Raw genomic sequence first — 23,996 nt, forward strand, 5'->3', positions numbered from 1 at the left:
CGGACGCTGTTGAGCCCACTCTTCCCACGCTTCGTCCACAGTGGTTCGGTGCGGGTGCGCATTACCATCCCAATCTCCCTGGCCCTATTGCTTGCCGTCCTCGTGCTCTCCACCGGGTGCGGTCCTTCCGTCAATCGCTACCTCCTTATCGAACAAAGCCTCGTTGCCGGTGATCCCCAGCGGGCGGCGGCGATTGTCGAGCAGACCCAGAAGGAATATGGGGCCAAAGGGCGGCTGCTGTACGAGATGGATCGCGGCATGGTGCTGCAGTTAGCGGGCCAGTATCAGCAAAGTAGTGACATGTTCGAGCGCGCCGAAGAGGAAGTTGAACGTCTCTACACCAGGAGTATTCGTTCGGAAACCGCCGCCTTTCTGACCAATGACAACACCTTGCCATATGAAGGTGATGCCTACGAGCACGTGATGATCAACGTGGTCAACGCCCTCAACTATGCGGCACTGGGACAACTTCAGGAAGCACTGGTAGAGGCGCGGCGCGTCGATCACCGCCTCAACATGCTGGGTGACAGAGTCACGGATACCGGCAAATACCGAAACGACGGGTTTGCTCGGTACCTCAGCGGCATCTTGTACGAAGCGGCCGGCGACCTCAATAACGCATTTATCGCGTATCGCAACGCGTATGAGGCCTATGATGCCATGCGGGGATGGCTGAGAATGTCGTCTCCTCCGTCTTTGCGCGGAGATCTCTTGCGCACGGCGGAGGCGCTTAACCTGACGACCGAGCTCACGTCCTACCGGCAAACATTCCCTGATGCGTCGTGGCAGCCGTTCTCATCCCTGGAGCAACTCGCTCAAGTCGTGATGATCAGCTATAATGGGCGCGCTCCACGAAAAGAGGATCTGTACTTGGATTTACCTATCAGTCCGGATGCGCTGCAGTTGGTCTTGATCAATCGTGGAGTCTTCCAGTCTCCCTATCCGCGAAATCGCGCAATGGACGGCGTGCTTTATGGACTCAACGGACGGGTCGTCCGCGTTGCGCTCCCCAGGTTGGTTCCGCAAAAAACGCGGGTGGCGTTTGAAAACATGACGCTGACCGATTCAGACGGCCGTTCGGTCACGGTGCGATCGGAACTTGCGCATAATGTGACGGCCCTCGCCGAGAAGAGCCTGTCGGAACGTTTGCCGGCGATTACCGCGAAGGCTCTCGCTCGAGCCGCCACGAAATTCGCGATGGCGGAGGGAGTGACGAGAGGAGCTCAGCATGCCGCAGGCAAAGATGCCGCTCCATGGGTCGGACTTCTTGTTGAGTTGTTGGCCAAGGGGCTGGCGGTAGCGTCTGAGGAAGCCGACAAGCGAAGTTGGCAGACCTTACCGGACGAAATTCATGTCGCCAGGGCATGGGTACCGCCGGGTCAGTACCGAGTGTCCATTCAGCCGTCGGGATCGGGAGTGGCCATAGGGCAGAACGGGCAACCGCTCTCGCTTGCCGCCGGGCAGACGACGTTCATTATTCAGCGTGTGATGCAATGATGCCCAGTCGTGGATCGGCCTTCAGGCAAAACCCGGCGGTCTTCATCAGTCTGTGCTGCCTCATATCCATATCGACCGGGTGTGCGTGGTTCGCCGGAAAGGGAAAGCCGGAGTGGGTCGAGGGCCGGAGCTCGGAGTATCCATCTACCCAGTACCTGACCGGCGTCGGCCAAGCCGACAGCCGGAACAGCGCAGCGGACCAGGCCTATGCGGCCGTCGCCCGCATCTTCAAGGCGGAAGTCGCAGCGCAGGCGAAAGACTGGGAATCCTATTTGGTCGTTGAGAACCGCGGTGTCTCCAATGCGGAACGACGGTTGGCGATCGACAACGTGACGAAAGTTTCGACCGATAAGGTGCTCGAAAATGTGAGCATCATGGATGCGTGGTACGACACGAACGAAGGAATACACTATGCCTTGGCGGTGATGAACCGTTCCCAGGCTGAGTCATCGCTCATGGACAAGGTCTCGACGTTGGATCGCGCGATCGACGCCGATGTCGCCGAGGCCCGGCAGGCCACCGACAAGCTTGCCAAGGTTCACGCCCTTCGGCGGGCCGGTCGCAATTTGGTGTTGCGCGAGATCTACAATACGGATTTGCGTGTGATTCGCGTGAGTGGACGAGGAACCCCGTCCGCCTATCGGGTCAACGAATTATCCGGCGAACTGGAGCAATTTCTTGCCACGAATCTGGTGCTTGCGGTACAAGTGTCGGGTGATCATGCAGAGCCGGTTGGACGGGCACTTGCAGAAGGGCTTGTCCGTGAAGGATTTCACGTGACGACCAAGGCGGCAAGCACGGAAGCCGGTTCTGCGGAATTGGTCGTTCGAGGCACGGTCCGGCTGTTTCCCATCGATGTCCAAGATCCATACTTCAAGTATGTCCGATGGTGCAGTGATTTCGAGATTATGGATCCGGTGGCGCAGCGGGTCGTCGGGGCAGTGGCACGGGGTGGGAAGGAAGGGCACTTGACGGAGCGCGAAGCGACCGCAAAGACACTCCGTGTCATACAACAAGAATTGTCGTCGGATGTGGCCAGGGCGATCGCCTCGCATATCTTCGGCGAGGGCGCGTTGCCCGAGGCGGCAGTGATGCCGGCTGGTTGCCCGCGAGAAGAATCATCGGTGAGGCGGTAAACGAACATTCTTTCATGAGGAGGCGGCGATTGTGAAAAAGTCGGATGAACTAACAGCAAGTCGAGCTCCACGGAGCAGGGGACGGGGATTGACCAAGTCAGGGCAAAAAGTTTCGAGCCGGCTGGCGAAGCGCCGATTGAACGATCGCTTGAAGGAAGACACCGTGTCTTTCAATAACGGCAATCTGGCCGACACCTTGCGAAAAGAAGGGTATGAAGAGGTGCCGCTCGATGAGCTGCAAGATCGGCTCTCCAAGCTCCAAGGGCCGCTCGCCGAAATCATTCTGAAAGGGAGGGTGTAACGGGATGCCATACTACTATTTTGACTCAACCGCGCTCATCAAGCGGTACAGCATGGAGCGGGGTACCCGCATCGTGAACAAGCTGATGGTGAAACGGGGAAAAGTGGCGATCGTTCCGACGTGGTCCGTGACGGACTTCTATTCGATCCTGTGTGCGCGGGCGCAGGAGGGCCAGATTACGCGGGATGATTGCTATTCCGTTCTCTACAAGTTCGAGATTGAATCCAAGCAAGGGCTCTATCAGTTCATTGCGCCGAAGATGGAGACCTACTTGGCCACCAAGGAATTGGCCTTGGAGTATCCGTTCCTACGATCGCCCCAGGTCATGCACCTTGCGCTGGCGTTGGAACTGAAACCGTTGAGGTTGACCGTCGTCAGCGCGGATACACAGCTGTTGGCCGCGTCCAAGACCGCGGGGTTGCACATTATCAATCCTGCGGAAGACTAGCGCGTTCGTGCGCGTGGGGACGCCGCGATCATGAGGCTCTGATATTGGCCGATCGGCCGCGGGTCGTCTCGTCGGAGGCTTGGCGTAGAAGTTCCAGCACGGCATGGTTCCATCCGGCAGGACCGATTCCCGGCGCGCGAATGAGGTTCGGGAGGTTAATGTCCGGGTCATACGAACCGTCTGGTTTTTGCACCAATATCGGGCGATCGACCGTCAGCAGGAGCGGAAGATCGTTCAAGCTATCGCCGATACCGATGGTTTCCACCTCGTCCGGCAGCTTGTGTAACCGTCCTTGCCGCTTATAACAGCGGAGAAGAATTTCCGCGGCTCGCCCTTTATCGTTGTTTCCGGTCAGGTGGAAGAAGCGCCCGCCTCTCGTCCAACAGAGGCCGCGTGTCACGATCTGGCGACAGATTTCCTCGATCAGCTTGGGAGGCCCGTTGACTAGAAACGGCTCATCAAACTCCCGAAGCATGGCTCGCAGCGCATCTTCACGAGCAAGCCCCGTCTGCGCCATGACTTCGTCGACCGACAGGTCGCCGAATCCTCGCAGCGGCGTCCCGACGGCCTCTTCGATTTGCCTCAGCACATCACGCAGGAGAGCGTAGGGCGTGCCCAGTTCGATGACGTGATACGAAGAGCGGCGTCGAGACCGTTCCAATGGGAAGTCAAACGTGCCATGAGGGACGAAAACCGCCGCTCCATTTTCGACGATAAAGGGGTCATGGTGATCGAGGCGTTCCCGAAGCGGTTCGATTTCCGCGCGGGTTTTTCCCGAAACGAGAATGACCGGAATGTTCTGGGAGCGGAGAGCGGCAAGCGCCGGGCGTGCTTCGTCGAAAGAGTAGGTGTTGGCGTCTAGGAGACAGCCGTCCAGGTCTGTAAAGAGCAGATAGCGTGACATAGTCATTAGAGATGGCGTAAGTCTTCGTTGATCTGCGATCTGGAATGTCCGGCCAAGCGTCGCTCCAGAAAATCCTTCGCCAGATCCTTTCCGCCCAACCCCAGGGCAAGCGCGGCGGCCAGGACGAGGCCTCCCCACGTAATGCCGAACCCGACGACCACGATGTGCTGGGCAATCCCCAACTGTTCGAGTGCCATCGCCACCGTCAACAATTGAATGCCCCAGCGCGTACCCGCTGCGATCCAGCGGGCCGGCGGCAAACCGGCATTCACGGCGGCGATAAGGACGGCTTGAGAGACAAAGTTTGAAACGAGATAGCCGATGATCCCGATGACCGCCGCAGTGACCAAATGGGGGATGTAGGATAAGAGCGAGTGAGCCGCTTCATTGATCGGGGCGACGTCGAGTGCGCCGAGCGATGCGGTGGTCGCGAAGATCACGATAAGCCAGTACGTGATGCGGCCGATGATATAGGACGGATCGGATTTGATGCCTCCTCTCAGGAGGGCGCCGGCAATCCCGATTCGGTCGCAGAGCCGATCCAAGCCGATGACACGAAGCAGTCGTTCCATCAAGTGTCCGGTTCCATAGGCCACTGCCAGACCGACTAATAGGAGAACCATCATGGCCAGGATGTTGGGAAGGATGGCGAGCACGCGTTCCCCGAGGGTGGTGACTGGTCCGAGTAAGGTATGTTCCCAGGTTGAAGTCATGGCTGACTCCTTTCAGGCCTTGCGCGAGCGGCACCGATGACTTCCCGCGCGTCATGAGACTGAGGCCAACGGGTGACAAGGTATTCTTTCTGTTTCTCAAACGTTCGGCAGAGACCTTCGATGAGATGCTCGGCTTCCGCCGTCGTGAGTCCCTGGGTATCGAGCACGAACGATGCGGTTTTCCCTAGATAGAGAGGGGTCAGCGCTTTCAGGAGATGTTCCTGCGGAAGCACGTGTCGATGGTGCGCCAGAGCAGCGTCATAAATGATCTGAGCCCACAACGCATCGGGAATGCGAAAGTCCCGCATGGGCACGCCTCGGAGGCGGGACAGCTGATCCAGTGAATCCTCCGAGAGAATGCGCGACCAAATATCGTGGAGATCCGTGAGCCCGAGGTGAAAGAAGTCCACCATCCGCTCGACATTGACGTTGACCGGCTCGACCCCTACTTCATATTGGAAGCCGAATAGAGGAACCTTTCGAGAGCCGGTGATCGGTAGCCAACTGGACGCATGGGATTCCATCAAGGCAAACAAGGCGCCGACGACCTGTCGCAACATGGATGAGAGGTCGGCGGCAGGATCCTTGGGGTCATGAATCTTGGCACCGAGAAAACTTTGACAGACCTTGGCGCCGCTCGTGATCGCTTCGGTCGTCATCCAGATATCGATGCCGAAACGTGCCACGTCAGATTCCCAGACATGTTTTTCAAGATAGTGTTGGGCCAGTTCTCCGGTGAAGCCGAAATCTCCGCCGATCGGTTGGCGAACCTCCTGCCCGTATAGTGCGCGGGTCAGTGGGTAGGCGATGCTGTTGGTGATCGTGCCGTCGTACTTGTGACGTCGATAATACGGCGCCACATAGTCGTAGCCTTCCTTGAGGATGGGATGCAGGAGCAGTTCCATCCACTCAGGTGTGATGCTGCGCACGTCCGAATCGACGACCGCGCAGGCCGTGACTTTCAATCGCCGAGCGATCTCAAAAATCGTGCGGAAGGCGCTGCCCTTGCCTGGAATGCCGTGATAAGGGGTCACGATGCGCTGCAGCGTGCTTTGTCGATCGCTGATAAAGAGCGGCTCCAAATCGACCATCGTATGGGCTACGATCGCGGCGGTTCCATCGGTGGAGCCACCGTCGGAATTCACCAGGACGGCGCGATGGCCGCTAAAATATTTGGCTAAGCCCGCGCCGACCGCGCGGACGACGTGGCCGACGGTCCCCGCATTGTTGAAGCTGGGAATACCGACCAGGATATCGGCGCTGCGCACCGTTTCCAGGAGAGATTCGGTCTCGGCTGTGAGTGGGATCAGACCGTTATTCATGGGGTCGGTTGCCGCGTTTCCGCTGTTGGGTCCCAGGCGTGATCTTGTTCGACGGCGTCCATGAGCCGATGAAAGATATCGGGTACGGCATGGGTGACCCGGCTCCAGTTAGAGATCATGGGTACGCCCAATGGGTCACCGAGAAAGCTGTCGGTGGCCAACATCATCCCGCGGAGGAACACCTCAACCGCGCGCCGCTCTTCATGACGGTCAAAGCGCAGACTGTTGATCGCGGCATCATTCTCGTACCGGCTGATGGCTTCTTGAGCTGCCTGGAGGTAGGTGGCCCGCAAGGTCTTGAGCGTACTTTCCGACAGGACCAACCCTTCGCTGGCCAAGTTGCGAAAGAGAGATTTCGTGATGTCGACGCACATTTTCAACAAGCCCGCATCCGGATTGTGCGTCGACAGCGTTTGATGCTTGTGCTCATAGGCATCGGCGATATCCGCCTGGCAGATCCGCCGGAGCGCGCAATTGCGGTACACCTCGGCCAGCATGCCGATTTCCAGCCCCCAGTCGCCGGGAATGCGATTGATCCAGGCCAGATCACGCACCATCGCGAACTCGCCGGCAAGCGGATACCGGAAACTGTCGAGAAACGACAGGAGAGGATGCGGGCCGACCAGCAATTGCAGGCTGCGGATCAGCGGGGTGATGAAGAGGCGAGTGACACGGCCATGCATGCGGTCCGTCACCCGGCTGTAATACCCCTTGCAGAACTCGTATGCGAGGTTCGGATTGGCCACGGGGTAACAGAGGCGAGCGAGATATTGACGGTCATAGCTCACAATGTCGCAGTCATGAAGCGCCATCACCTGGCTTTCCCCTCGCGCCAGTACATAGCCATAGGCAGTCCAACATCCGCGCCCCTTGCCCTGTAGCCCGATGTCGATCTCATGCGAAACCAATATATTGAGAAGAGCCTGAATTCGAGTCCCGTCATTCCAGATGACACGGACGCGTTGGGGTAGTTGGGAAAAGAATTGCTTGGCCAGTCTGAATTCCAATGCGGAGGCTTGATCCAAGGAAATGACGATCTCATTGATATAACGGACCTCGCTCAGGGTTTCGACGATACGCTTGAGAGCAGGACGTTCCAACTCTGCGTAGAGCGATGGAAGGACCAGCGCGATCGGAGTCGTCTTCGCATACCGTTCGAGTTCCTCCTCAAGTTGTTCAGTATTGGACTGACCAAGGCGGTGCAGAACGGTCACAACGCCATTTTGATAAAAATCAGACACGGTGTCCTCTCTAGAGATCCCTAGTGCCGTGATTATTGCTGAACGCCGGTCGTAAAGCCAGCGGGACGAAATGGAAGTGTGTACCTAGGGATAATGCTAGTACAAACCCGTTAGAGAGTGCAGGGGGTATGCCATCGTCGACTGTGGCTAGACCCTTGGATTCACACAGGTTCTTGCTGTGATTCGCGTGAGTTCAAGGAGCAAGCCACTGGGGATGTAGGGAAAAGGAGGCAGGGGTGAATGGTTTTCCCTATGGTTTATCAGTTGAAAGCTTCTTGCCCAAACGCCGCGCCAGGCGCACCATCCCGGGAGAACGATCATGCGGGCTCAAGAGGACGTTGAGGAAATGCAGCTGGCTTTGGTCTGCAAAGGCGGCGGCGAGATGCTGTTCAAACTCTCTTTGGGTACTTACACGTGAACCCTGTCCCCCTCCGATGAGATCACACACCCGCTCATATTGCCATTCGTGCACGTCGTTAAAGGGCCCTTCCAGAATCTCGCGCTCTGTTGAATAGCCGCGGTTATTAAGAAGGACGACGATCGGCGATTGACGATACCGTACACAGCTGGCCAACTCGGTTCCAGTCATCTGAAAGGCCCCGTCTCCCACCAGCACGATCGGCCGCAAGCTGGGATCGGCGAACGAGGCCCCTAGCGCAGCGGGAACGGCGAATCCCATCGATGTGTAATAAGCCGGTGACAGAAACTCAAAGCGGTGGCGGACGTGCAGGTCAGCCGCGGCAAAGAGCGATTCCCCCACATCGGCAATCACGACCGTCTTTTCGGTCAGCACCGTATCCAGATGTCGAAAGAGTCCTTCCAGGGTGATCGGCGCGTCCAAGTTTAGAGCCGACGATGCTGCCGGAGTTCGGGCAGGAAGTGATCGCTGCGAGCGAGAAAAGGACGGAAGCGGAGATTTCACCAGGCCCTGGACGAAGTCCTGGAACTTGATGGACTCATACCGGTGATGCTTGATCGCAACACGGTCGGCTGTTGCATGGATGGTTCGCCCCTCTGAAAGCAAGGGCGACGTGGCATCCAGATCTTCCACATCGGACAGAATGGATCCCAGGATCAACAGGCAGTCGGAATCGTTGATGAACTGCTGGACTTCTTCCCGGCCGATGAGCCCACCGTACACGCCCACATAGAGTGGGTGATCCTCCCGAATGATCGATTTCCCGAGCAGGGTCGAGGCGATCGGAATATTGAGTTGTTCCACCAACCGAGCCAGATCGTCCTGCAATCCAAACCGGCCGACTTCCGCGCCGACCAGCATCGCGGGCTTTTTGGCGGAGGCCAGCATGATCCGCACTTCACCGATCGCTTCTTCCAGGGCCGCCGGGTCACTCGGCGTATCCTCGATGCAGATCGGCTTCATCCCGCCGGTGAGGGGACAGTGAACCATGTCTCTGGGGATTTCGATATAAATGGGACGGCGGTACCGAAGCAGGGCGGCAAACGCCTGATCCATCTGGCGCTCAGCGGTCAGCGGATCATCCAGAGTCACCGCAGCAACGGTCATCTGTTCGAAAACTTCCCGTTGCGTCGCAAAATCACGGACCATATGGTGCAAATAGGGTGTGCGAGTTCGTTCACAGAGGCCCGGCGAACCGGTCAGGAGGACGACAGGCGACCGTTCAGCATATGCGCAGGCAATGGCGTTGACGGTATTCAACCCGCCGACGCAATAGGTCACGCAGACAGCCCCGATGCCGTTGATCCGGGCATACGCGTCGGCCGCAAAGCCGGCGCAATCTTCCCGCGTCGTCCCGATGTGTGTGATCGGTGACGCCTCGATCAATTGATAGAGAGACAGAACGTAGTCGCCCGGGATCCCAAAAATATGGCGGACGCCCAAACGATGCAGGCGATCCAACACGGCGGTCCCAATGGTCGCTTTGTCGCTCATGCTCGTGCTTTCAAAGGTCTGTTGAATGTGTTGGCATCAGGAAAACATACTGACTGCAGTTCGTCAAGAACAACCAGCCGATGAATGGATTGTGACGATCGCCCGCACTGAATTTTAGACCTGGTAGAGTCAGGCAAAACCTGTCACGATTGGCAACCATGATCTCGACCGCCCAGGTCCGCCTCAATTCATCAAGGATCCCCCAGGGACGCCATCTCTGGCTCTATGCGGGTTATCTGGGTCCGGTCACAGGGCAACCGGAGGCCGGCGGTCTGATCGATGTGCTGACAGCCGACGGCCGTTTCTATGGGCGTGGTCTCTATAGCCCTTCCTCGAAAATTCGAGTCCGCTTGCTGACGTTTCAGGATGAGCCCATCGATGAGCGATTCTGGAGGGAGAGAATTCGGCAAGCGATTCATCTGCGACAACGTGTGGTTGCCCACTCCGATGCTTATCGCGTGGTTTTTGGCGAAGGAGATCGACTGCCGGGCCTGATTGTCGATCGGTACGATCAGCTGCTGGTCATGCAGACTTTATCCGCGGGGATGGAGAGCCGGAAGGACCTCATTGCGGACTTGCTGATTCAGGAATTGAAGGTCTCGAGCGTCTATCTGCGGAATGATGCCAAGATCCGGCAGCTTGAAGGATTGCCCCTTGAACGCGGCTTGCTTCGTGGCAACGGCCCCACACAAGTCCACATCCAGGAAGGCGCCGCACACTTCATTGTTGATGTGGAACGGGGACAGAAGACGGGGTGGTTTTGCGATCAACGGGAGAATCGGCTGGCGGCAGCCAAATTGGCGGCGGAAGCGGAGGTGTTGGAGGTGTTCTGCCATACCGGCGCCTTCGGCATCCATGCCGCCCTCGCTGGGGCCGCGTCGGTGGAAGGGTTAGATGCCAGCCAAGACACTCTTGCCATGGCGCGAAAGCATGCCGCGATGAACCAAGTGGAGCATCGTTGCACGTATCGCCAAGCCGATGCGTTCGAAGACATGCGCCATTTGGTCAAATCCGGGCGACGCTATGATCTTGTCATTCTCGATCCTCCGGCATTTGCTCGCAGCAAGCAAGCCCTGGCCGGGGCGTTAGCGGGATACAAAGATATCAATCTTCTGGGATTGAAACTGTTGAAGCCGGAAGGGTTTCTGGTGACATGTAGTTGTTCTCACCCGGTATCCGAAGCGGATCTCTGGAACAGCATTCGCCTTGCCGCGCTCGATGCCAAGCGAGACATCCGGCTCATCGAACAACGGGGCCAGAGTCCCGATCATCCGATCCTCGCCGGCATGCCGGAAACTCGCTACCTGAAATGTTTTATAGTCCAGATGCTCTAAGCAGGCTAAGTGGGCGAAGGATCTGAATGTCTGTTCCGTCCCGGTATACCCTCCGGTTTCATGCCTGCAGGCTATCTCTGGTTGCCTTCCATGGGACCGCGGTGTACACCTACACGTAACCTGCTCAGGCCTGAATGCAGCTGAGGAAGCATTGAAGAGCGGCGTCATACCGAGATCTTGCTTTGGCAGGCTTCGTCGTGTCTCTTACCTAAACAAGAGCGGGGACGTGTTCATCCGTAGGCTGCTGATATGAAACACGTTTCAATCTCAGATGGAGACTCACTCGAAAAATCGAGCGAGAAATGCGTCAAAATTCTTTGGACGGGAGGGTGGGACTCAACCTTCAGAGTTCTGTACTCAACAGTGGTCGACGGAACAAGAGTGGAACCGCACTACATCATCGATACGACCAGGCCATCCAGTCTCCGCGAATTGCAAGCGATCGCACAAGTGAAGGACGCGCTGAAGACATCACATCCTCGCGCCTATCATCGAATTGGTCCATTACAAATCACTGTGATCACAGAAATCCCTGAAGATTCAGATATCTCACAGGCATGGAAGCGACTCAGGCAACGCTCCCATTTGGGGTATCAGTATGATTGGCTAGCCCGCTATGCCAAATCGAAAAACGTCACCGACTTAGAACTCAGTGTGCACATCGATGACAAACTCTATTCTTTTTTGAAGGGGTACGTTGAGCAGACGCCAATGGGTGGATATAGGTTAAAGCAAAGCGTAACCGGCGACGAAAGTATCTTCGCGAGATTTGAATTCCCTATCCTGGAATACTCCAAAATGCACATGCGAGACCTTGCGAGAAAACACGGATTTATTGAGCTCCTGGAGAAATCCTGGTTTTGTCACGAGCCGAAAAATGGAATGCCCTGCGGCATGTGCAATCCTTGCGCATACACAGTGGAAGAAGGTATGCGGTATAGACTTCCGAGAGAAGCATTGTTTCGATATCACACACGTCACTACAGAGGTGTCGTGAGAGACCTGTTTCTGCTTGTGAGGAGGTCACTCGCAAAAGTTAAAGCGTTCCGGCGAGCGTACGACTTTTTACGCTACGGGTCGAAGAGCTGAGTCAGATCGCCTCCAAAAGTTATCCGATGGAAAGAGCGTGCCCCTCTCATCTTCAGTCTAAGACTTTTCCAAAAGGCGCCGCCCGATAGGGTATCGGTCAAAAAATGGGCCCCATACCCATATATCGCCGTTTGGCGTGTTCCAGAGCCCACGGAAACAGGTAGTCAAAGTATCTGGGACCTCTGACAAGGCGCCACCCGCCAGGCACGCGCGATGCCATCCTGTGCGCTTGTGCCCGCCAACTCGGTGGGACCATGCACCGCCGCAACCATCCGAGGGCGTGCTGCCGTAACCATCGTGAGTAGTCCTGCATGGACTCCTCGGGGAGAAATCCCTCGTTCGAGTTCCAGAGTACGACTGCGGTGGCATTCTTCTCTCGACCGAAGAGGGTGCGCTCAACGCCGGCCTCCTCGACGATCCGTCGACAAATCGGACGGTCATAATCGCCACCCACACTCCAGGGTTCCATCTCCTCGCCGATGGATACTCGATGGATGTGCTCGATATTCCGCACGCCAAGGAACGTCGCCGGACAATGGATGAATCCCACCCATAATCGCCACTCACTCAGCGCAAGCCCGGACGGCGCTCCGTTCCGTACGATGTTCGGCGTCAGATCGTAATCGCCGGTGCCCCACACGGTGTCTCCATGGTGCCCGGTCAGCAACACGCGTCCTTGCAACCAGGATCGCGCCGCAACGAAGTGCATCTCCATGCCATACGCGTCGGCCGCAAGAAACGGCACCTCTGCGAATGGCTCCTGTCGCCAGCTTGCTCGGTCGAGCACGATGGCACTGAGACCGAGCCGCGCCGCGATGGTCTCCCCGCTATCGGCTAATCCTTCTCGCCCGTGCTGAAAAGTCAGCACCTCCGTATTGCCCATTTCTCGGGCCAGCACGGCGATCGTGGGGGAGTCGTACCCTGCGGAAAGAGTGCCCAGAGGGCGATACGGCCACTTACGTAGGGGATCTGCCATGTTCCGACCGATGGCGCTGAGCGAGGTTTGCAGAAAGCGCTTGTACGCTTCGAACGTGTCAAAGCATCTGTCACCAAACGGTTTCTCAACGACGCCGAGCGATCGGCCATCCCATCGAAGATTGTGAAAGTACGTGAGGCGTATCGGTCCCTGGGTCGTCTGCAGGAGCGGCTGATATTTGTGAATGCCGTTCTGAATGGAGCGGAAACTGGAATAGTAACGATCCGAAAAGGGATCGACCGAAAGATTCAGCGTGGCGCATAGCGCGACCAGAGAATTTGAAACGTAGACATCTTTCCCAACCTGGATGGAAAGCAAGCGATCAACGGTGGAGCCGGAGGACACAAACGTGATAATCCCTCCGGAAGATCGACCGCCGGACCCAAATACGAGGTCCGTTTGATCCAAACGGCCTTCTCCGAACGGACCATCCCATACCGCTTCCGCAAACCACTCCGGCGTGGTTTCCACCCGGCTTCCGTGCGCGAGCACAATTTCGGTGTTGGAACATTGTGCCACCCAGGCCAGAGACGGCCATCCTAAGACAGGTCTGAACTGTAACTGGATACCCATAGATCCTGATACCCTGCGATAAGCCCACACGTTCAAGTGTATGATGGCGGGACGAGAGTGGCGTGAGAAGCGCGCCCTCCCTTGCCAAACCGGTCTTTCAGACTATCACGTGGAGTCTACTTTTCGGCCACCTCTACGGCAAGCCTCTTTTGAAGGAAGCCAAGAAAGCGGCTGGATTCCCCGTCGTGACCTAGGGGACGGCTAGTACCTTCGTCTTCGGCTCCGAAGCTAGTATCCCCCTCTCATGTCCGCTGAGCAGCTGTTGCTGTCGTCAACAGTATAGGTATGCTGAGCGCCTGACGAACACGTGAGAGGAATAGGGCTATTCGATTGGACCGAACAGAAGGAGATGAAGTTATGGTCGAAGTGAATTCCATGTATCATTCGCAATCCCGAAGCGATGCGCTCAAGTCGCAGATCGAAAAGCTCGAAGGCCTTGCTCACCACACGGCCGTCCATCCTACCTTCGATCAGTTTGACGCCGATACAGAAGAGATGCTGATCAAAATCTATGGGGCTGATCATCGATATGTGGAATCGTACAAATATGCTACCGTGGGCGAGGCCGAAGCGCTCGTCAATTTGCCCGAATCAGCTCAGGAGCCTTTGACGCGAGACATCCCCAAGAAGGGACTTCAGCAACGCCGGCAGATTCTCCAGACCATTGTGACGGAGCTGGAGGCACTTGAAGAGCAGGAAGCCGAGGTGCTCACCGGAGAAGATCGTGAAGATCCTCCGGGTCCCAGCTAAAGAGGCAGGAGTCTCTTCTTCGAGGCGCGCACTTCGCACAATGGAAGAAGCCCGTGCGCTATACAGCGTTAGCAACGAGGGAGGCTCTTATGCCTAGAAGTTCGCCTGACGTGAAAGCTTCTCTACTCCTGACTCTCGTGTGTGCCTTCGCGGCCTGTGCAGGGAACAACACCGTTTCACTCGTGGAAGTTCCCGGAGAAAAAGGCTCGACAAAGGCCACGTTGGTGGAGACCGGAGCGGTTCTGCTTCAAGGGAAGACGCCCATTGATGCCTTGAACATCTACTTGGATGGATTTCACTTTTATAATGGCCAGATACAGGCGCAAGTGGAAGCGCACCATTTCTGCTCCAAGGTCAACGAGGAGGTGAACCAGTGCGTCATTTTCGACGGGAACACAAAGGACGCCAAGATCATTGGGGTGGAGTACATCATCAGCAAACGTCTCTTTCAGATGCTGCCGCCTGAGGAGAAGAAATTGTGGCACAGCCACGTGCATGAGGTGAAAAGCGGGCAACTTGTCGCCCCCGGTATTCCGCAGCAGGCGGAGCACGAGTTCATGCAGAAGCTCATCGCGACCTATGGAAAGACGTGGCACACCTGGCATACCGATCAAAGTCTGGTGTTGCCGTTGGGCCATCCGTTTTTGATGATGGGCTTTACCGCCGATGGTCAAGCGCAGGCAGGTCTGGTCGCGTCGCGGGATCGGCGTCTCCAGATTCAGAGCAAGGAAAAGCGCAAGGATCGAAAAAGCATCGTGGCCCCTCCGATCGCGTCGGGTGCCGATGCATGGCAGCAGGGTCACGTCCTGCAGCTGACTCTGAAGTCCCTCAAACAAGACGCTGTCGTGTCCCACCCGGACGATCCCACGAAACGCGCGCCGGCCCCCACGCCCCGGTAGGGACTCTTCTTGCAGGCGCGCGTACCGTCAAGCCAGGCGGCCGGCGGAACCGGATATTGTGAAGCATTAGGGGTACTTCACGACAACCCTCTTCCATTCGTGTGTATTGATCAGCCAAGGGTCGCATGTAAGGCCAGTGAGTGAAACGTGCGGCATCTCATGCTGCTCCGGATCCCGGCGGACTTACTTCCCTCTCGACAGGAAGAGCACCGCTGCTCCTCTATATGGGGCGGTGAACTGCTGCCTCGCTCGGCCAAGTGCCGGCTGGTCCCGGATGATCGTTCCTTCGACCGGAGCTATCCAGTCGACTTGAAACGAACCGGTTGCCGATCGGAGATCGACCGTTACATTGCCACCCTCCGGCAGATAGGCGATATAAACGGCGTTAGGCTGTGCAATGCAGTAGCTCGTCGAGACGAGGTCTTCACATGGGGTCATTGCGGCTAGATCCACCCGATCGGCGAGGCGTCGTGTCTGGCCGAGGCTTGCGCGAATCGCATCCCAATCGGTTGGGGGAGCTTTACCCAGAATGCTGTTGTCGTATGGGTCCATGAACAACGGGGAGTAGCCGCGGGTGAAACTCTTCCATACCCAACCGACATCACCACCGATACCCCACAGATGATCGGTGTCTAGGAGGACCACTTTGCGACCGTCGGCTGGAGGAGGATCTGACTGGTACTGACGGCCATCGGGCACGTTGCTGCCAGGAGAAACCCAGTCGGCGGGACTGTCGAAAAGTGCCTGGTTCGTGCCTCGATGCAGTGGATTCTTGCTCCATTGAACCGTCATTCCCACGGGGTGCTGCTTCTCGCGCGTGGCTTCGTATTCCTTGATGAAGCGAATCAGGTGAGATTGCCACTCAGTCGAGTACGCGCCGCTTTCGTTGGAGATTTCATAGAGCACATTGTCGAGATCCCCCACGGTGTCGATGACGTGCCGGATGTAGGCCTTTTGCAGATGCGTGACAGCCGGAATGTCGAGGGTGTGCGTTTCCAGGCCGAGCCCGTCATCATTCGGGTCTCCGTCGATACCGCTGATGTTGTTGTCCCGATGAAATGGGTGGTCGTTCCATGAGTTGGGCACGTGCTGTAGCACGTAGCCTTCGAACAACATGACAGATGCGTAAATCCCACGTCGCCCTGCTGCCTCAACACGCAACCGGAGCCGCTCAAAATAGGCTGGGTCGAACGTGTTGAGATCAAACTTCGGTTTCCCATCGAGGGCATTGCCCGGACCGGTCCGCGCCCAAGGGTGAGGGGCGATGGTATGACGCACTCGGTGTTTGACGGCTTCGGGACTCGACCTGGTATCCCAAGCCGTCTCTTCCTTGCTCCAAAGACGAATGAAGTTGTGGCGATGTCGTTCCAGGAAATCGAGATAGGCATCGAAGTCAAATGCCGGGGGACTGCTGCCTTGACCCGTGTCCGCCATATTATTCCAGGTGTGTGACCCGGTCAGGTAGACGGCACGCAACGACCCATCCGGGTTCTTGGTACCATCCGTGAAATAACGGGGGTTGATCGGATGGACACTCAGAGGCCCACGGGCTGGTGTCGGCTGCTGCAAGGCAAAAGACGATTGGCCTATCGCGATGACGCAGAGGACCAACGCAGTAATGAAACGCATAGTTAAGACACTGTAACTGCCGCAGTTCTTTCTCCGACAGCGGCTGAGCTTGTGATTGATGGAGCCATGGCGTGGCGCAAGTCGGACCCGCTCTCACCACGATCTATTCTTCAGCGAGCACATCCCCGCCGTTCTCTTGAGAGGCGCTGCGTCTTCTCTGCGCTCAGCATAGGCTCCTGGGTCGGTGCCGGGATCGCCGCCGAGCTGATTTTTCAACCAACAGGCGTAGACGAACGTGCCTGTTCTGTATCATGTCCGATAGCAGCAAGTTGAATGCCATGAGAGACGCATCAAGAAACATCTCGGACAAGTTGTCTTCACTTTAGAAATTCATATGTTTGTCATTAGATACACACCAGACTGAGTTCGTGAGGCCAAGCGAAGGATATCAATGTAAAGAGTCAGACGTAGGATGATACGATTGGATTGTATGGTGACGGAACTAGGCAGACACCTTATGGAAGCCTTGGGCGTTGATCCAGCCTCTGTGAAGGAAAGTTTTTGGTCATCGTGATCTTCAAACAACGCTCCGGTATTCACATCTTGCGCTAGGCGACTGAGAGAAGCAGCCGATCGAGGAAGCCTTGCGGCTAATCGTCACCAAGGCCGCCACCAGTGATGAACTGAAAGTAGGGAAGAGAAGAAAATTTGTTGATTCATGGTGCGCCCGACAGGATGAAATGCAATAGACCCAGATCCGTCAGCAAGGGAATGGGGAAGGAAACGCTGGAGGTGTTCATCCGCGCGCGGCAATCAAAGAGAGGCTCCGCCTGATGAGCCGCCGGCACGAGTGAGGCATGGAGGTTGGGTAAGACTACTGGAGGTGTTCATCCGCGCGCGATAGTTACCCTAAAACGATGAAGAGCGCGCGGTACACGCCAAGCAAGGTTTGGTGCGCCCGACAGGACTTGAACCTGTAACCCCCAGATCCGTAGTCTGGTGCTCTATCCATTGAGCTACGGGCGCATGCCTACCACTGCTGCGGTATGAGTCCTGAGGTACAGGGCCAGCTTGAGGACGATGGTGACGGATGGAATCTCGTCTCAGCACTCAGCGCTTCTGTCTCAGCACGTACCAGAGGGAGTGGTTATACAGTTCCGGGAGAGAAGGGGTCAAGTGAGGATCGGTCCAAATCCGGATTATCGGCAGATGGCGGATACTGAAACAACTTGGGGGCTCCCTACTGAGTAGGAAGCCCCCAAGCAAACTAGCATCGCTCAAGACGCAGGAGCTTACTTGCCCTTGTCCTCTTTCTTCTCACCGAAGGTGTCGGCATGGCCGCCCTTCTTCTCTTCCTTCTTGTCGCCGTAGGTCTCGTCAGCCTTGCCGCCCTTGTCCTTCTTCTCGTCGCCATAGACCACCACGTGGCCGCTCTTCTTCTCTTCCTTCTTCTCGCCGGCGAACGCAGGCGCGCTGAAGGTGACCGCCACTGCCACTGCCATGACTGCCATCAACATGCTCTTCATTATGAGATACCCCCTGTAAGATAGTTGTAAAAATGTGTGCCATTCGTCGGCACTTGGATAAACACTTCAGCAAGGGTAGTGCCGTTCCGACCTATTCACAACATGAAACAGAGACTCCTGATGAATCAGTGGGTTACAAAATTCTTCTCATACAAGCGCGAATGGATTTCCCTACAGAATGCTGTAGCAGAATGGTTGCGGCTTGACTAAACCGCCTCATTTAGTGAGTTGGGCTAGATCATTATCTAGGCAGTGAGCCTGTGCAGATTTGTCCAAAGTTCGGTTTGAAGGAGAGATGGCAAGATGGAATGTCGTCGTTAGGCGACCAGGTTGTGAGGGGTAAGCAACGCCCGGTCTCATCCGCCCGAAATCACCGGTCGGATTTCGATCTGATCCTTGTCGGAAAGCATCTCGTCTTCGGTGACTAGCTCGTCACCACGAATGACTAAGTGCGCCTCGACGACGAGATTCAAGTCCCGCAGGAGCTCCTTGACTCGTTTGGGACCCTTGATTTCGATCGACCGGGGAGGGTGATTCAGATGTACCTGCATGGGAGGATGATAGTCGGTACAGAGATCGAGGGGCAAGAGTGAAATTCAGAATATCAGGAGGAACGAAGCCGACTAGCACCGAGCTGAAAATTTCGTCTTTGCGTAGGTGAGGCCTTCTTCCAACGTGGCGAATGTCCCGTCCAGTTGTGCTTCGTAACAGTCATCGAGCAGCCGGCCCATGTCGGGACCCGGCTGGACCCCCAATTCCAACAGGTGTCGGCCCATGACAAGAGGAGTAGGAGTCCGACAGTCGACCTCCAACTGTTTTGCTCTGGTCATCAACCACTCGCCCGCGGGGAACCCGTCAAACGGCTTTGGCGGACGGCCTGCGTGGTCGGCCCGTGCGACGCGCACCAAACGATCGATACGTTTGACCTGTCTGGCGAGTCGGCGGACCGCGCTGTCCGATGCCTTCGCATCAAAAAGCGCACGGGGGCGGAGATGGCAACTGACCAGAGGGAGCACCTCGTCGATCACGTCCTGGCGGCTGGTCAGCCGCTCGAGAAAGCGTCGCGTGGGAACTTCTCCTTCCGATTCATGTCCGCGTGAGCTTACGCGCCCATACTCCTCAATCGTCGTGTGTGGTTTGCCGAAGTCATGACAGAGTATGCCCAATCCGACGATCAGGTCGTCTTCTTCATTGCCGGTTCGCTCCGCAGCGAACCAATCCAAACAGTGCAGGGTGTGAATCCAGACGTCGCCTTCCGGGTGCCATGCGGGATCCTGTGGACAGTCCTGAAGCGCCGCGATCTCGGGATAAAAGCGGAGCCATCCGCACTGCCGCAAGAAATGCAGGCCTCTCGACGGCTTGATGCCTTGGAGCAGGAGTTTCTTCCATTCCTCCCAGAGCCGTTCGCTCGGTTGCTCCTCTTGGGACAGAGTTTGGCACAGGGCCACCGTTTCCGGCGCAACGGTCAATTCAAAGCGTGCGGATAGCTGCATCCCGCGTAGGACTCGCAGTGGATCCTCGGCAAACCGGGGTCCCACGTGGCGCAGGATATGCGCGCCAAGGTCACTGCGACCGTTGAATGGATCGCGAAGCTCCGTAGTGTCCGGGTCCCAGGCCATGGCATTGATGGTGAAGTCGCGGCGCGCAAGCGCTTCGTCGATCGGCATGCCGGGATCGGCCTGTCGCGCGAGGCCAGGGCCGGTTGTGCCGTCGACGAGCGGACGGGAGGGAATGGAAATGTCTATCGGCAGACCCTGCAGCTTGAACACCTCGAAGGCTTTTCCGACGAACTGGACGGAGAAGTGTTCCGCGAGTAGCGCGTGGACTTGACCGGGGGGGAGGCCGGTAATTTCGATGTCCAGATCGCGGGGATGTCGGCCGAGCACGAGATCGCGTACACAGCCGCCGACCAACCAGGTTCTCCCGCCCCCGCGACGGACCGCTTGTTCGATACGGCGAAGAGTCCCCGCCAGCGAGGGGTCTTCAAGACGAAAACGCGTCGGCACCTAAATCCCTGCTTCGCGGAGAAACTTTGCGGCTTCTTCCGGCGACACCGGATTGATGTAAAAGCCCGTGCCCCATTCGAATCCGGCAACCTGCGTCAGCTTGGGGATGATTTCCAGATGCCAGTGGTAGTACTCGCCGGTCTTTTCATGGAGTGGGGAGCTATGAAGGATGAAGTTATAGGAAGGTCGTGCCAGGACCTTGTCCATGCGCCGGAGCGATTCCGACAGGATGGGGGCCAGAAATTCGAACTGCGACTTTTGGCTCTCCTCGAAATAGGCGGCGTGACGTTTGGGAAGAATCCACATTTCGAACGGAAAGCGCGGCGCGAACGGGGTCATGCAGATGAACTCAGGATTCTCGGCCACAATACGATCTCCATCGGAGAGGTCTTGCCGGAGGATGTCGCAGTAGATGCACCGCTCCTTCTGCTGGTAGTGGGTGCGGCATCCGTCGAGCTCTTCCTGCACGTTGGTCGGAACGATCGGCAACGCGATCAGCTGGGAATGGCTATGTTCCAGCGTGGCGCCGGCGGAGGCGCCGTGGTTCTTGAAAATAAGAATGTAGCGGAATCGCAGATCTTTTCTGAGGTCGAGGATCCGGTCGCGATAAGCCCAGAGCATGTCCTCGATTTTCTTGGCCGGCAGATCGGCGAGGCCTTCGACGTGGTTGGGCGTTTCGATGATGACTTCATGAGCGCCCACCCCGTTCATGCGGTCATACAGGCCGACGCCCTCCCGTCCCATGTCCCCTTCGACTTGCAGCGCGGGGAATTTGTTGGGGACGACGCGCACCGTCCAGTTCGGAGAATTGGGTGTGCTAGGTTGCGGACGATAGGCCATGATTTCCTTCGGCGTGAGCCGCTCCTGTCCGGGACAAAAGGGACAGAGGGCCATGGAAATCGGTCGGGCCGGTTGGAGCTTGATAAAGTCATGCGGGCGGCCGTTCCGTTCGGTGGAAATGATCACCCAGCGACCGACAATGGGATCACGTCTCAGATCTGGCATGATGGCTCCATAAGATTCACAGAGTCCGAGCGGTCAGTGTCGAGCACGATTCCGCTTAGACTCTCCACAGTTCCGCTTCAAATTCAGGACCCGGCACCGTGAGGACGGCAGGGCGTAGACCGGGATAGCGAGCCACTTCGAGCCCATGCTCCCGTATGACGATCGACATCTGAACTGTATGCCCTTGCTCCAGGTGAAGCTCTTTCCAGGGGACGGCCAGCTCGAGAATCGAGCGGGAGGCGATCGATCCATAGGAGCCGCTCTCCTCCCAGGTTTCCGGCTTGGTCTGGTGAGACAAAAGAAATTCCCCCGGCGAAGCGAGAGCAAAGGTGACCCGAAACGTCGATTGAGGTCCCTGCAACGTGATATCGACTTCCAGACCTTCTTTCTTGGCGCTGGTCTCGTCCGGATCGAATCGCATCACAAATTGGTCTAAGGTCCAACCGAAGTGAATTGCGATGAACAGTCCGTCGGCTTTCCACATGGCTCCAAGAGGAGGCTGGGTGTTGATGCGGCCTGCCCCACGCCACTCGAAAAAGTCCGTCACCATTCCGTCGATCCTGGGGTTGAGCAGCGCGACCGGCTGTTGCACCACGTCGGATTCGGAGACCGTCGTGAGGTGGCAGATCGGATGGTTCAATTGCGCGGGAGGCGGCAGACCCATGTGTGTCCAGACGTTGCGGAGATGAGTCCGAAAGAGCCGGTCGAATTCCGGTTTAAAATCGGTATCGAAATCGTCCCCGTACCACCAGAACCAGTCGCTGCCTTCCGCGGCGTACAGCTCTCGCCACGCCGCCTGCGCGCGATCAGGGGAAAGATTCGGAGCTAGCTCCATCAGCCGTGTGCGGGTGTGACCGAGAAGATCCCACCCGCGATTGTCTTCGTGGTGTCCGATCCAGATCTTATAGTCTGAGTTGATCCAAGAACCGGAATGGAGGCCGGGTAAATGCTGGCTGGGCGGAACCGCCGCGATCGCGTCGGAAATAGTCGAAGCCTGGACGGCGATCTGCCCGGGCTTCTCCAAATGGCGGCTGGTCAAGCTTTCATACAGAAGCGAAAGAAACCGCTCACCGCCGTCGTGATAATGTTCCCAAGGGTTTTCGCCGTCCAAAATAACGGCGATGAGGACCCGATCTTGCGGCGCATCATGGATGATGCTCCGGAGCCGCCGCGTGACATCCTCGGCAGCGGACTCGGGTGTTGTCTTATGGTAGACGAATCCGAACGCGTCGGAGATCTCCCGGTCGCGGAAGAGGATGGTGAGGGATTGTTCGGCTTCGCCGATATGGTACGGTTGGTAGAGGGCCGACTGTCGGTGCCACGGCCGGCCACCCATCGCTAGGGTGCGAGCGAGGATGCCTTCATCGGTCGCCAGCCAGCGCAGGCCGGCCTGATGAACGAGAAGAAGCATTTCGGGACAGACCGATCCCTCAGAAGGCCACAGGCCGGTCGGGGGGCGCCCGAAGGTCTGGTGGTGGAAACCGACGGCCTCCCGAAGTTGGACCGACGCGTCTTCAGGCGCACGGAAGCGCGCCGGGAGGGGGAGGTCCGGTCTGGCGCGCCGGTTGATGTCCGTATCGATGACCAGCGGCAGAATAGGATGAAAAAAAGGAGTCGTGGTGAGTTCAATTTGACCACGCTCCATGAGCGCCCGATACCTGGGCACGATTTCCTGCACGGCAGCGCGTTGGAGCGCCAACATTTCCTGTTTCTCGTCCTCTGTGAAGCCGCGATTTTTCTGGCGCAGCGCGGCCAGTCGGGGATACTGTCGGACAGTGCCGTACCCGAACCAGGCAAGGTTGTGCCACACCTGCAGGTCCAACAGTTCTTGCGTGGAAAATTGACGAGCGACGCGGCGCAGATCGTCCCCATGGACTTCCAGTCCGCGTTTGACCAGTAATTCATGGTACCGTGGGTAGGGGCGTACCATCGTCGCCCAATTGGCCGAAAAGAAATGCCGGATCAGAAAAGCTTTTTCCTCAAGGGTCAGGCCGGCCGCCGGTCGCTGCGCGTGTTCAAGAAACAGATCGAGCACCGTACCGGTCGCGATTTCCTGAAGTTGTAAGAGGAGCGATGGGGTAAAATTGAACGTCGATCTGACGTCCGGAAATTGCTCCAGGAGATACGCCATATCATAATAGGCTTTGGTCGCATGGAGACGCACCCACGGCATGCTGGCCGATCCCGCCAACGGGTCGGTGTAGTACGGCTGGTGCATATGCCAGAAGAAGCAGACGTGGACGTGCTTCATCGAGAACGATTTCCCTTCATTTTTTGGCAGTATGTCATAGGGAGTATAGGCCTGCAATCAATGAGCCTGATTTTCCATGAGCCGCGGTTGAAGGAATAGACGATGATCTTCTTGCGTTACTGGGGGCCCGTGTGTGCGTATGCGGCGTTCATTTTTTATATGTCATCTCAGTCTCATCCCGAGGAACATCTGCCTTCGTTCATCAAACTGTTCAGTGACAAGGTGATCCATGTCGCGGCCTATGCGGTCATGGGTGCGTTGTGCTATCGGGCTCTTCGCAGCACCCGAGGAGACTGGTGGAAGCAGCAGGCGATTCCGGTGGCCATTCTACTCGCCTCGTTGTATGGGATCACCGACGAGATCCACCAATCGTTCGTTCCTTTTCGGGACTCGAGTTGGCTCGATTGGCTGGCCGATACGATCGGAGGGACGATCGGAGCGATCGCCATGCATTGGGTGTTCAATCTCAAGCCCGTGAACTCTCTTCCGGAAGCCCAGCCGTAACATCGATCATCGATCAAATCCGACGTCTTCGTGACAAGTC

General features: G+C 57.1%; 20 protein-coding genes and 1 tRNA gene. 8 read left to right on the plus strand and 13 right to left on the minus strand.

The annotated features are described in order from the left end of the window. Window positions 1-9: 9 nt before the first annotated feature. Genes H8K04_06290 through H8K04_06305 form a run of 4 tightly spaced genes read left to right on the plus strand, consistent with a single transcriptional unit; the run spans window position 10 to window position 3,382 of the window. Entirely contained in the window at window positions 10-1,497 is a 1,488-nt protein-coding gene (locus tag H8K04_06290; protein ID UVT17153.1) for a hypothetical protein, read from the plus strand. Then, a complete protein-coding gene (locus tag H8K04_06295; GenBank protein UVT17154.1) occupies window positions 1,494-2,633 on the plus strand; it encodes an LPP20 family lipoprotein in 1,140 nt (379 codons plus the stop codon). Before H8K04_06290 ends, H8K04_06295 begins: the two co-directional genes overlap by 4 nt. Before the next feature lie 31 nt (window positions 2,634-2,664). Then, complete coding sequence (locus tag H8K04_06300; protein ID UVT17155.1) at window positions 2,665-2,934, plus strand: hypothetical protein; 270 nt, start codon at window positions 2,665-2,667, stop codon at window positions 2,932-2,934. A 4-nt stretch (window positions 2,935-2,938) separates the two neighbouring features. After that, complete coding sequence (locus tag H8K04_06305) at window positions 2,939-3,382, plus strand: type II toxin-antitoxin system VapC family toxin (protein UVT17156.1); 444 nt, start codon at window positions 2,939-2,941, stop codon at window positions 3,380-3,382. A 28-nt stretch (window positions 3,383-3,410) separates the two neighbouring features. Here H8K04_06305 and H8K04_06310 read toward each other — a convergent pair whose 3' ends face one another. From H8K04_06310 to H8K04_06330, 5 genes are all read right to left on the minus strand, one after another. After that, window positions 3,411-4,292 carry an HAD-IIB family hydrolase gene (locus H8K04_06310; protein UVT17157.1) on the minus strand — a complete coding sequence of 294 codons (882 nt, stop codon included), beginning with the start codon at window positions 4,290-4,292 and terminating at the stop codon, window positions 3,411-3,413. Then, on the minus strand, window positions 4,292-4,999 hold the full coding sequence (locus tag H8K04_06315) for a hypothetical protein (GenBank protein UVT17158.1): 708 nt from the start codon (window positions 4,997-4,999) through the stop codon (window positions 4,292-4,294). The genes H8K04_06310 and H8K04_06315 overlap by 1 nt, the downstream gene beginning before the upstream one ends. After that, window positions 4,996-6,321, minus strand: a complete 1,326-nt coding sequence (locus tag H8K04_06320; GenBank protein UVT17159.1) for a glycosyl transferase family 2 — start codon at window positions 6,319-6,321, stop codon at window positions 4,996-4,998. Before H8K04_06320 ends, H8K04_06315 begins: the two co-directional genes overlap by 4 nt. Then, window positions 6,318-7,562 carry a glycosyl transferase gene (locus H8K04_06325; protein UVT17160.1) on the minus strand — a complete coding sequence of 415 codons (1,245 nt, stop codon included), beginning with the start codon at window positions 7,560-7,562 and terminating at the stop codon, window positions 6,318-6,320. The genes H8K04_06320 and H8K04_06325 overlap by 4 nt, the downstream gene beginning before the upstream one ends. Before the next feature lie 250 nt (window positions 7,563-7,812). Continuing rightward, entirely contained in the window at window positions 7,813-9,474 is a 1,662-nt protein-coding gene (locus H8K04_06330) for an alpha-keto acid decarboxylase family protein (GenBank protein ID UVT17161.1), read from the minus strand. A 158-nt stretch (window positions 9,475-9,632) separates the two neighbouring features. On the opposite strand from H8K04_06330, the gene H8K04_06335 reads away from it, so the two are divergent. Then, a complete protein-coding gene (locus H8K04_06335; protein UVT17162.1) occupies window positions 9,633-10,808 on the plus strand; it encodes a class I SAM-dependent rRNA methyltransferase in 1,176 nt (391 codons plus the stop codon). A 1,186-nt stretch (window positions 10,809-11,994) separates the two neighbouring features. Here H8K04_06335 and H8K04_06340 read toward each other — a convergent pair. Then, a complete protein-coding gene (locus tag H8K04_06340; protein UVT17163.1) occupies window positions 11,995-13,446 on the minus strand; it encodes a hypothetical protein in 1,452 nt (483 codons plus the stop codon). A gap of 357 nt (window positions 13,447-13,803) precedes the next feature. Here H8K04_06340 and H8K04_06345 point away from each other — a divergent pair, with 357 nt between their 5' ends. Continuing rightward, entirely contained in the window at window positions 13,804-14,196 is a 393-nt protein-coding gene (locus H8K04_06345; protein UVT17164.1) for a hypothetical protein, read from the plus strand. Window positions 14,197-14,285: 89 nt separating this feature from the next. Further along, window positions 14,286-15,095, plus strand: a complete 810-nt coding sequence (locus tag H8K04_06350; GenBank protein ID UVT17165.1) for an OBAP family protein — start codon at window positions 14,286-14,288, stop codon at window positions 15,093-15,095. Between the two features lie 183 nt (window positions 15,096-15,278). Here the strand turns inward: H8K04_06350 and H8K04_06355 are convergent, their stop codons facing one another. The 7 genes from H8K04_06355 to H8K04_06385 form a co-directional block, all read right to left on the minus strand. After that, window positions 15,279-16,724: a hypothetical protein gene (locus tag H8K04_06355; GenBank protein ID UVT17166.1), complete on the minus strand. Its 1,446-nt coding sequence runs from the start codon at window positions 16,722-16,724 to the stop codon at window positions 15,279-15,281. Between the two features lie 890 nt (window positions 16,725-17,614). Beyond that, window positions 17,615-17,690, minus strand: a tRNA-Arg gene (locus H8K04_06360). A gap of 266 nt (window positions 17,691-17,956) precedes the next feature. Beyond that, window positions 17,957-18,190, minus strand: coding sequence for a hypothetical protein (locus H8K04_06365; protein ID UVT17167.1), 234 nt, complete (start codon window positions 18,188-18,190; stop codon window positions 17,957-17,959). A 356-nt stretch (window positions 18,191-18,546) separates the two neighbouring features. Next, entirely contained in the window at window positions 18,547-18,741 is a 195-nt protein-coding gene (locus H8K04_06370) for a MoaD/ThiS family protein (protein UVT17168.1), read from the minus strand. Between the two features lie 72 nt (window positions 18,742-18,813). Then, window positions 18,814-20,142 carry an HD domain-containing protein gene (locus H8K04_06375; GenBank protein UVT17887.1) on the minus strand — a complete coding sequence of 443 codons (1,329 nt, stop codon included), beginning with the start codon at window positions 20,140-20,142 and terminating at the stop codon, window positions 18,814-18,816. A gap of 54 nt (window positions 20,143-20,196) precedes the next feature. After that, entirely contained in the window at window positions 20,197-21,201 is a 1,005-nt protein-coding gene (galT, locus tag H8K04_06380) for a galactose-1-phosphate uridylyltransferase (GenBank protein ID UVT17169.1), read from the minus strand. Between the two features lie 55 nt (window positions 21,202-21,256). Further along, the gene (locus H8K04_06385; GenBank protein ID UVT17170.1) at window positions 21,257-23,452 is read right to left on the minus strand and encodes a glycoside hydrolase; all 2,196 of its coding nucleotides are present in this window, start codon (window positions 23,450-23,452) and stop codon (window positions 21,257-21,259) included. A gap of 102 nt (window positions 23,453-23,554) precedes the next feature. Here H8K04_06385 and vanZ point away from each other — a divergent pair, with 102 nt between their 5' ends. Further along, the gene (gene vanZ, locus H8K04_06390) at window positions 23,555-23,956 is read left to right on the plus strand and encodes a VanZ family protein (GenBank protein UVT17171.1); all 402 of its coding nucleotides are present in this window, start codon (window positions 23,555-23,557) and stop codon (window positions 23,954-23,956) included. The last annotated feature ends 40 nt before the right edge of the window (window positions 23,957-23,996 follow it).

This window comes from Nitrospira sp., assembly GCA_024760525.1.
GTDB lineage: Bacteria > Nitrospirota > Nitrospiria > Nitrospirales > Nitrospiraceae > Nitrospira_D.

Excerpts from the sequence above, each read along its gene's own strand:
- H8K04_06295 (UVT17154.1), top strand. The coding sequence starts at position 1,494 with ATGATGCCCAGTCGTGGATCGGCCTTCAGGCAAAACCCGGCGGTCTTC.
- H8K04_06305 (UVT17156.1), top strand. The coding sequence starts at position 2,939 with ATGCCATACTACTATTTTGACTCAACCGCGCTCATCAAGCGGTACAGC.
- H8K04_06310 (UVT17157.1), bottom strand. The coding sequence starts at position 4,292 with ATGACTATGTCACGCTATCTGCTCTTTACAGACCTGGACGGCTGTCTC.
- H8K04_06315 (UVT17158.1), bottom strand. The coding sequence starts at position 4,999 with ATGACTTCAACCTGGGAACATACCTTACTCGGACCAGTCACCACCCTC.
- H8K04_06320 (UVT17159.1), bottom strand. The coding sequence starts at position 6,321 with ATGAATAACGGTCTGATCCCACTCACAGCCGAGACCGAATCTCTCCTG.
- H8K04_06330 (UVT17161.1), bottom strand. The coding sequence starts at position 9,474 with ATGAGCGACAAAGCGACCATTGGGACCGCCGTGTTGGATCGCCTGCAT.
- H8K04_06335 (UVT17162.1), top strand. The coding sequence starts at position 9,633 with ATGATCTCGACCGCCCAGGTCCGCCTCAATTCATCAAGGATCCCCCAG.
- H8K04_06340 (UVT17163.1), bottom strand. The coding sequence starts at position 13,446 with ATGGGTATCCAGTTACAGTTCAGACCTGTCTTAGGATGGCCGTCTCTG.
- H8K04_06345 (UVT17164.1), top strand. The coding sequence starts at position 13,804 with ATGGTCGAAGTGAATTCCATGTATCATTCGCAATCCCGAAGCGATGCG.
- H8K04_06350 (UVT17165.1), top strand. The coding sequence starts at position 14,286 with ATGCCTAGAAGTTCGCCTGACGTGAAAGCTTCTCTACTCCTGACTCTC.
- H8K04_06355 (UVT17166.1), bottom strand. The coding sequence starts at position 16,724 with ATGCGTTTCATTACTGCGTTGGTCCTCTGCGTCATCGCGATAGGCCAA.
- H8K04_06365 (UVT17167.1), bottom strand. The coding sequence starts at position 18,190 with ATGAAGAGCATGTTGATGGCAGTCATGGCAGTGGCAGTGGCGGTCACC.
- H8K04_06370 (UVT17168.1), bottom strand. The coding sequence starts at position 18,741 with ATGCAGGTACATCTGAATCACCCTCCCCGGTCGATCGAAATCAAGGGT.
- galT (UVT17169.1), bottom strand. The coding sequence starts at position 21,201 with ATGCCAGATCTGAGACGTGATCCCATTGTCGGTCGCTGGGTGATCATT.
- H8K04_06385 (UVT17170.1), bottom strand. The coding sequence starts at position 23,452 with ATGAAGCACGTCCACGTCTGCTTCTTCTGGCATATGCACCAGCCGTAC.
- vanZ (UVT17171.1), top strand. The coding sequence starts at position 23,555 with ATGATCTTCTTGCGTTACTGGGGGCCCGTGTGTGCGTATGCGGCGTTC.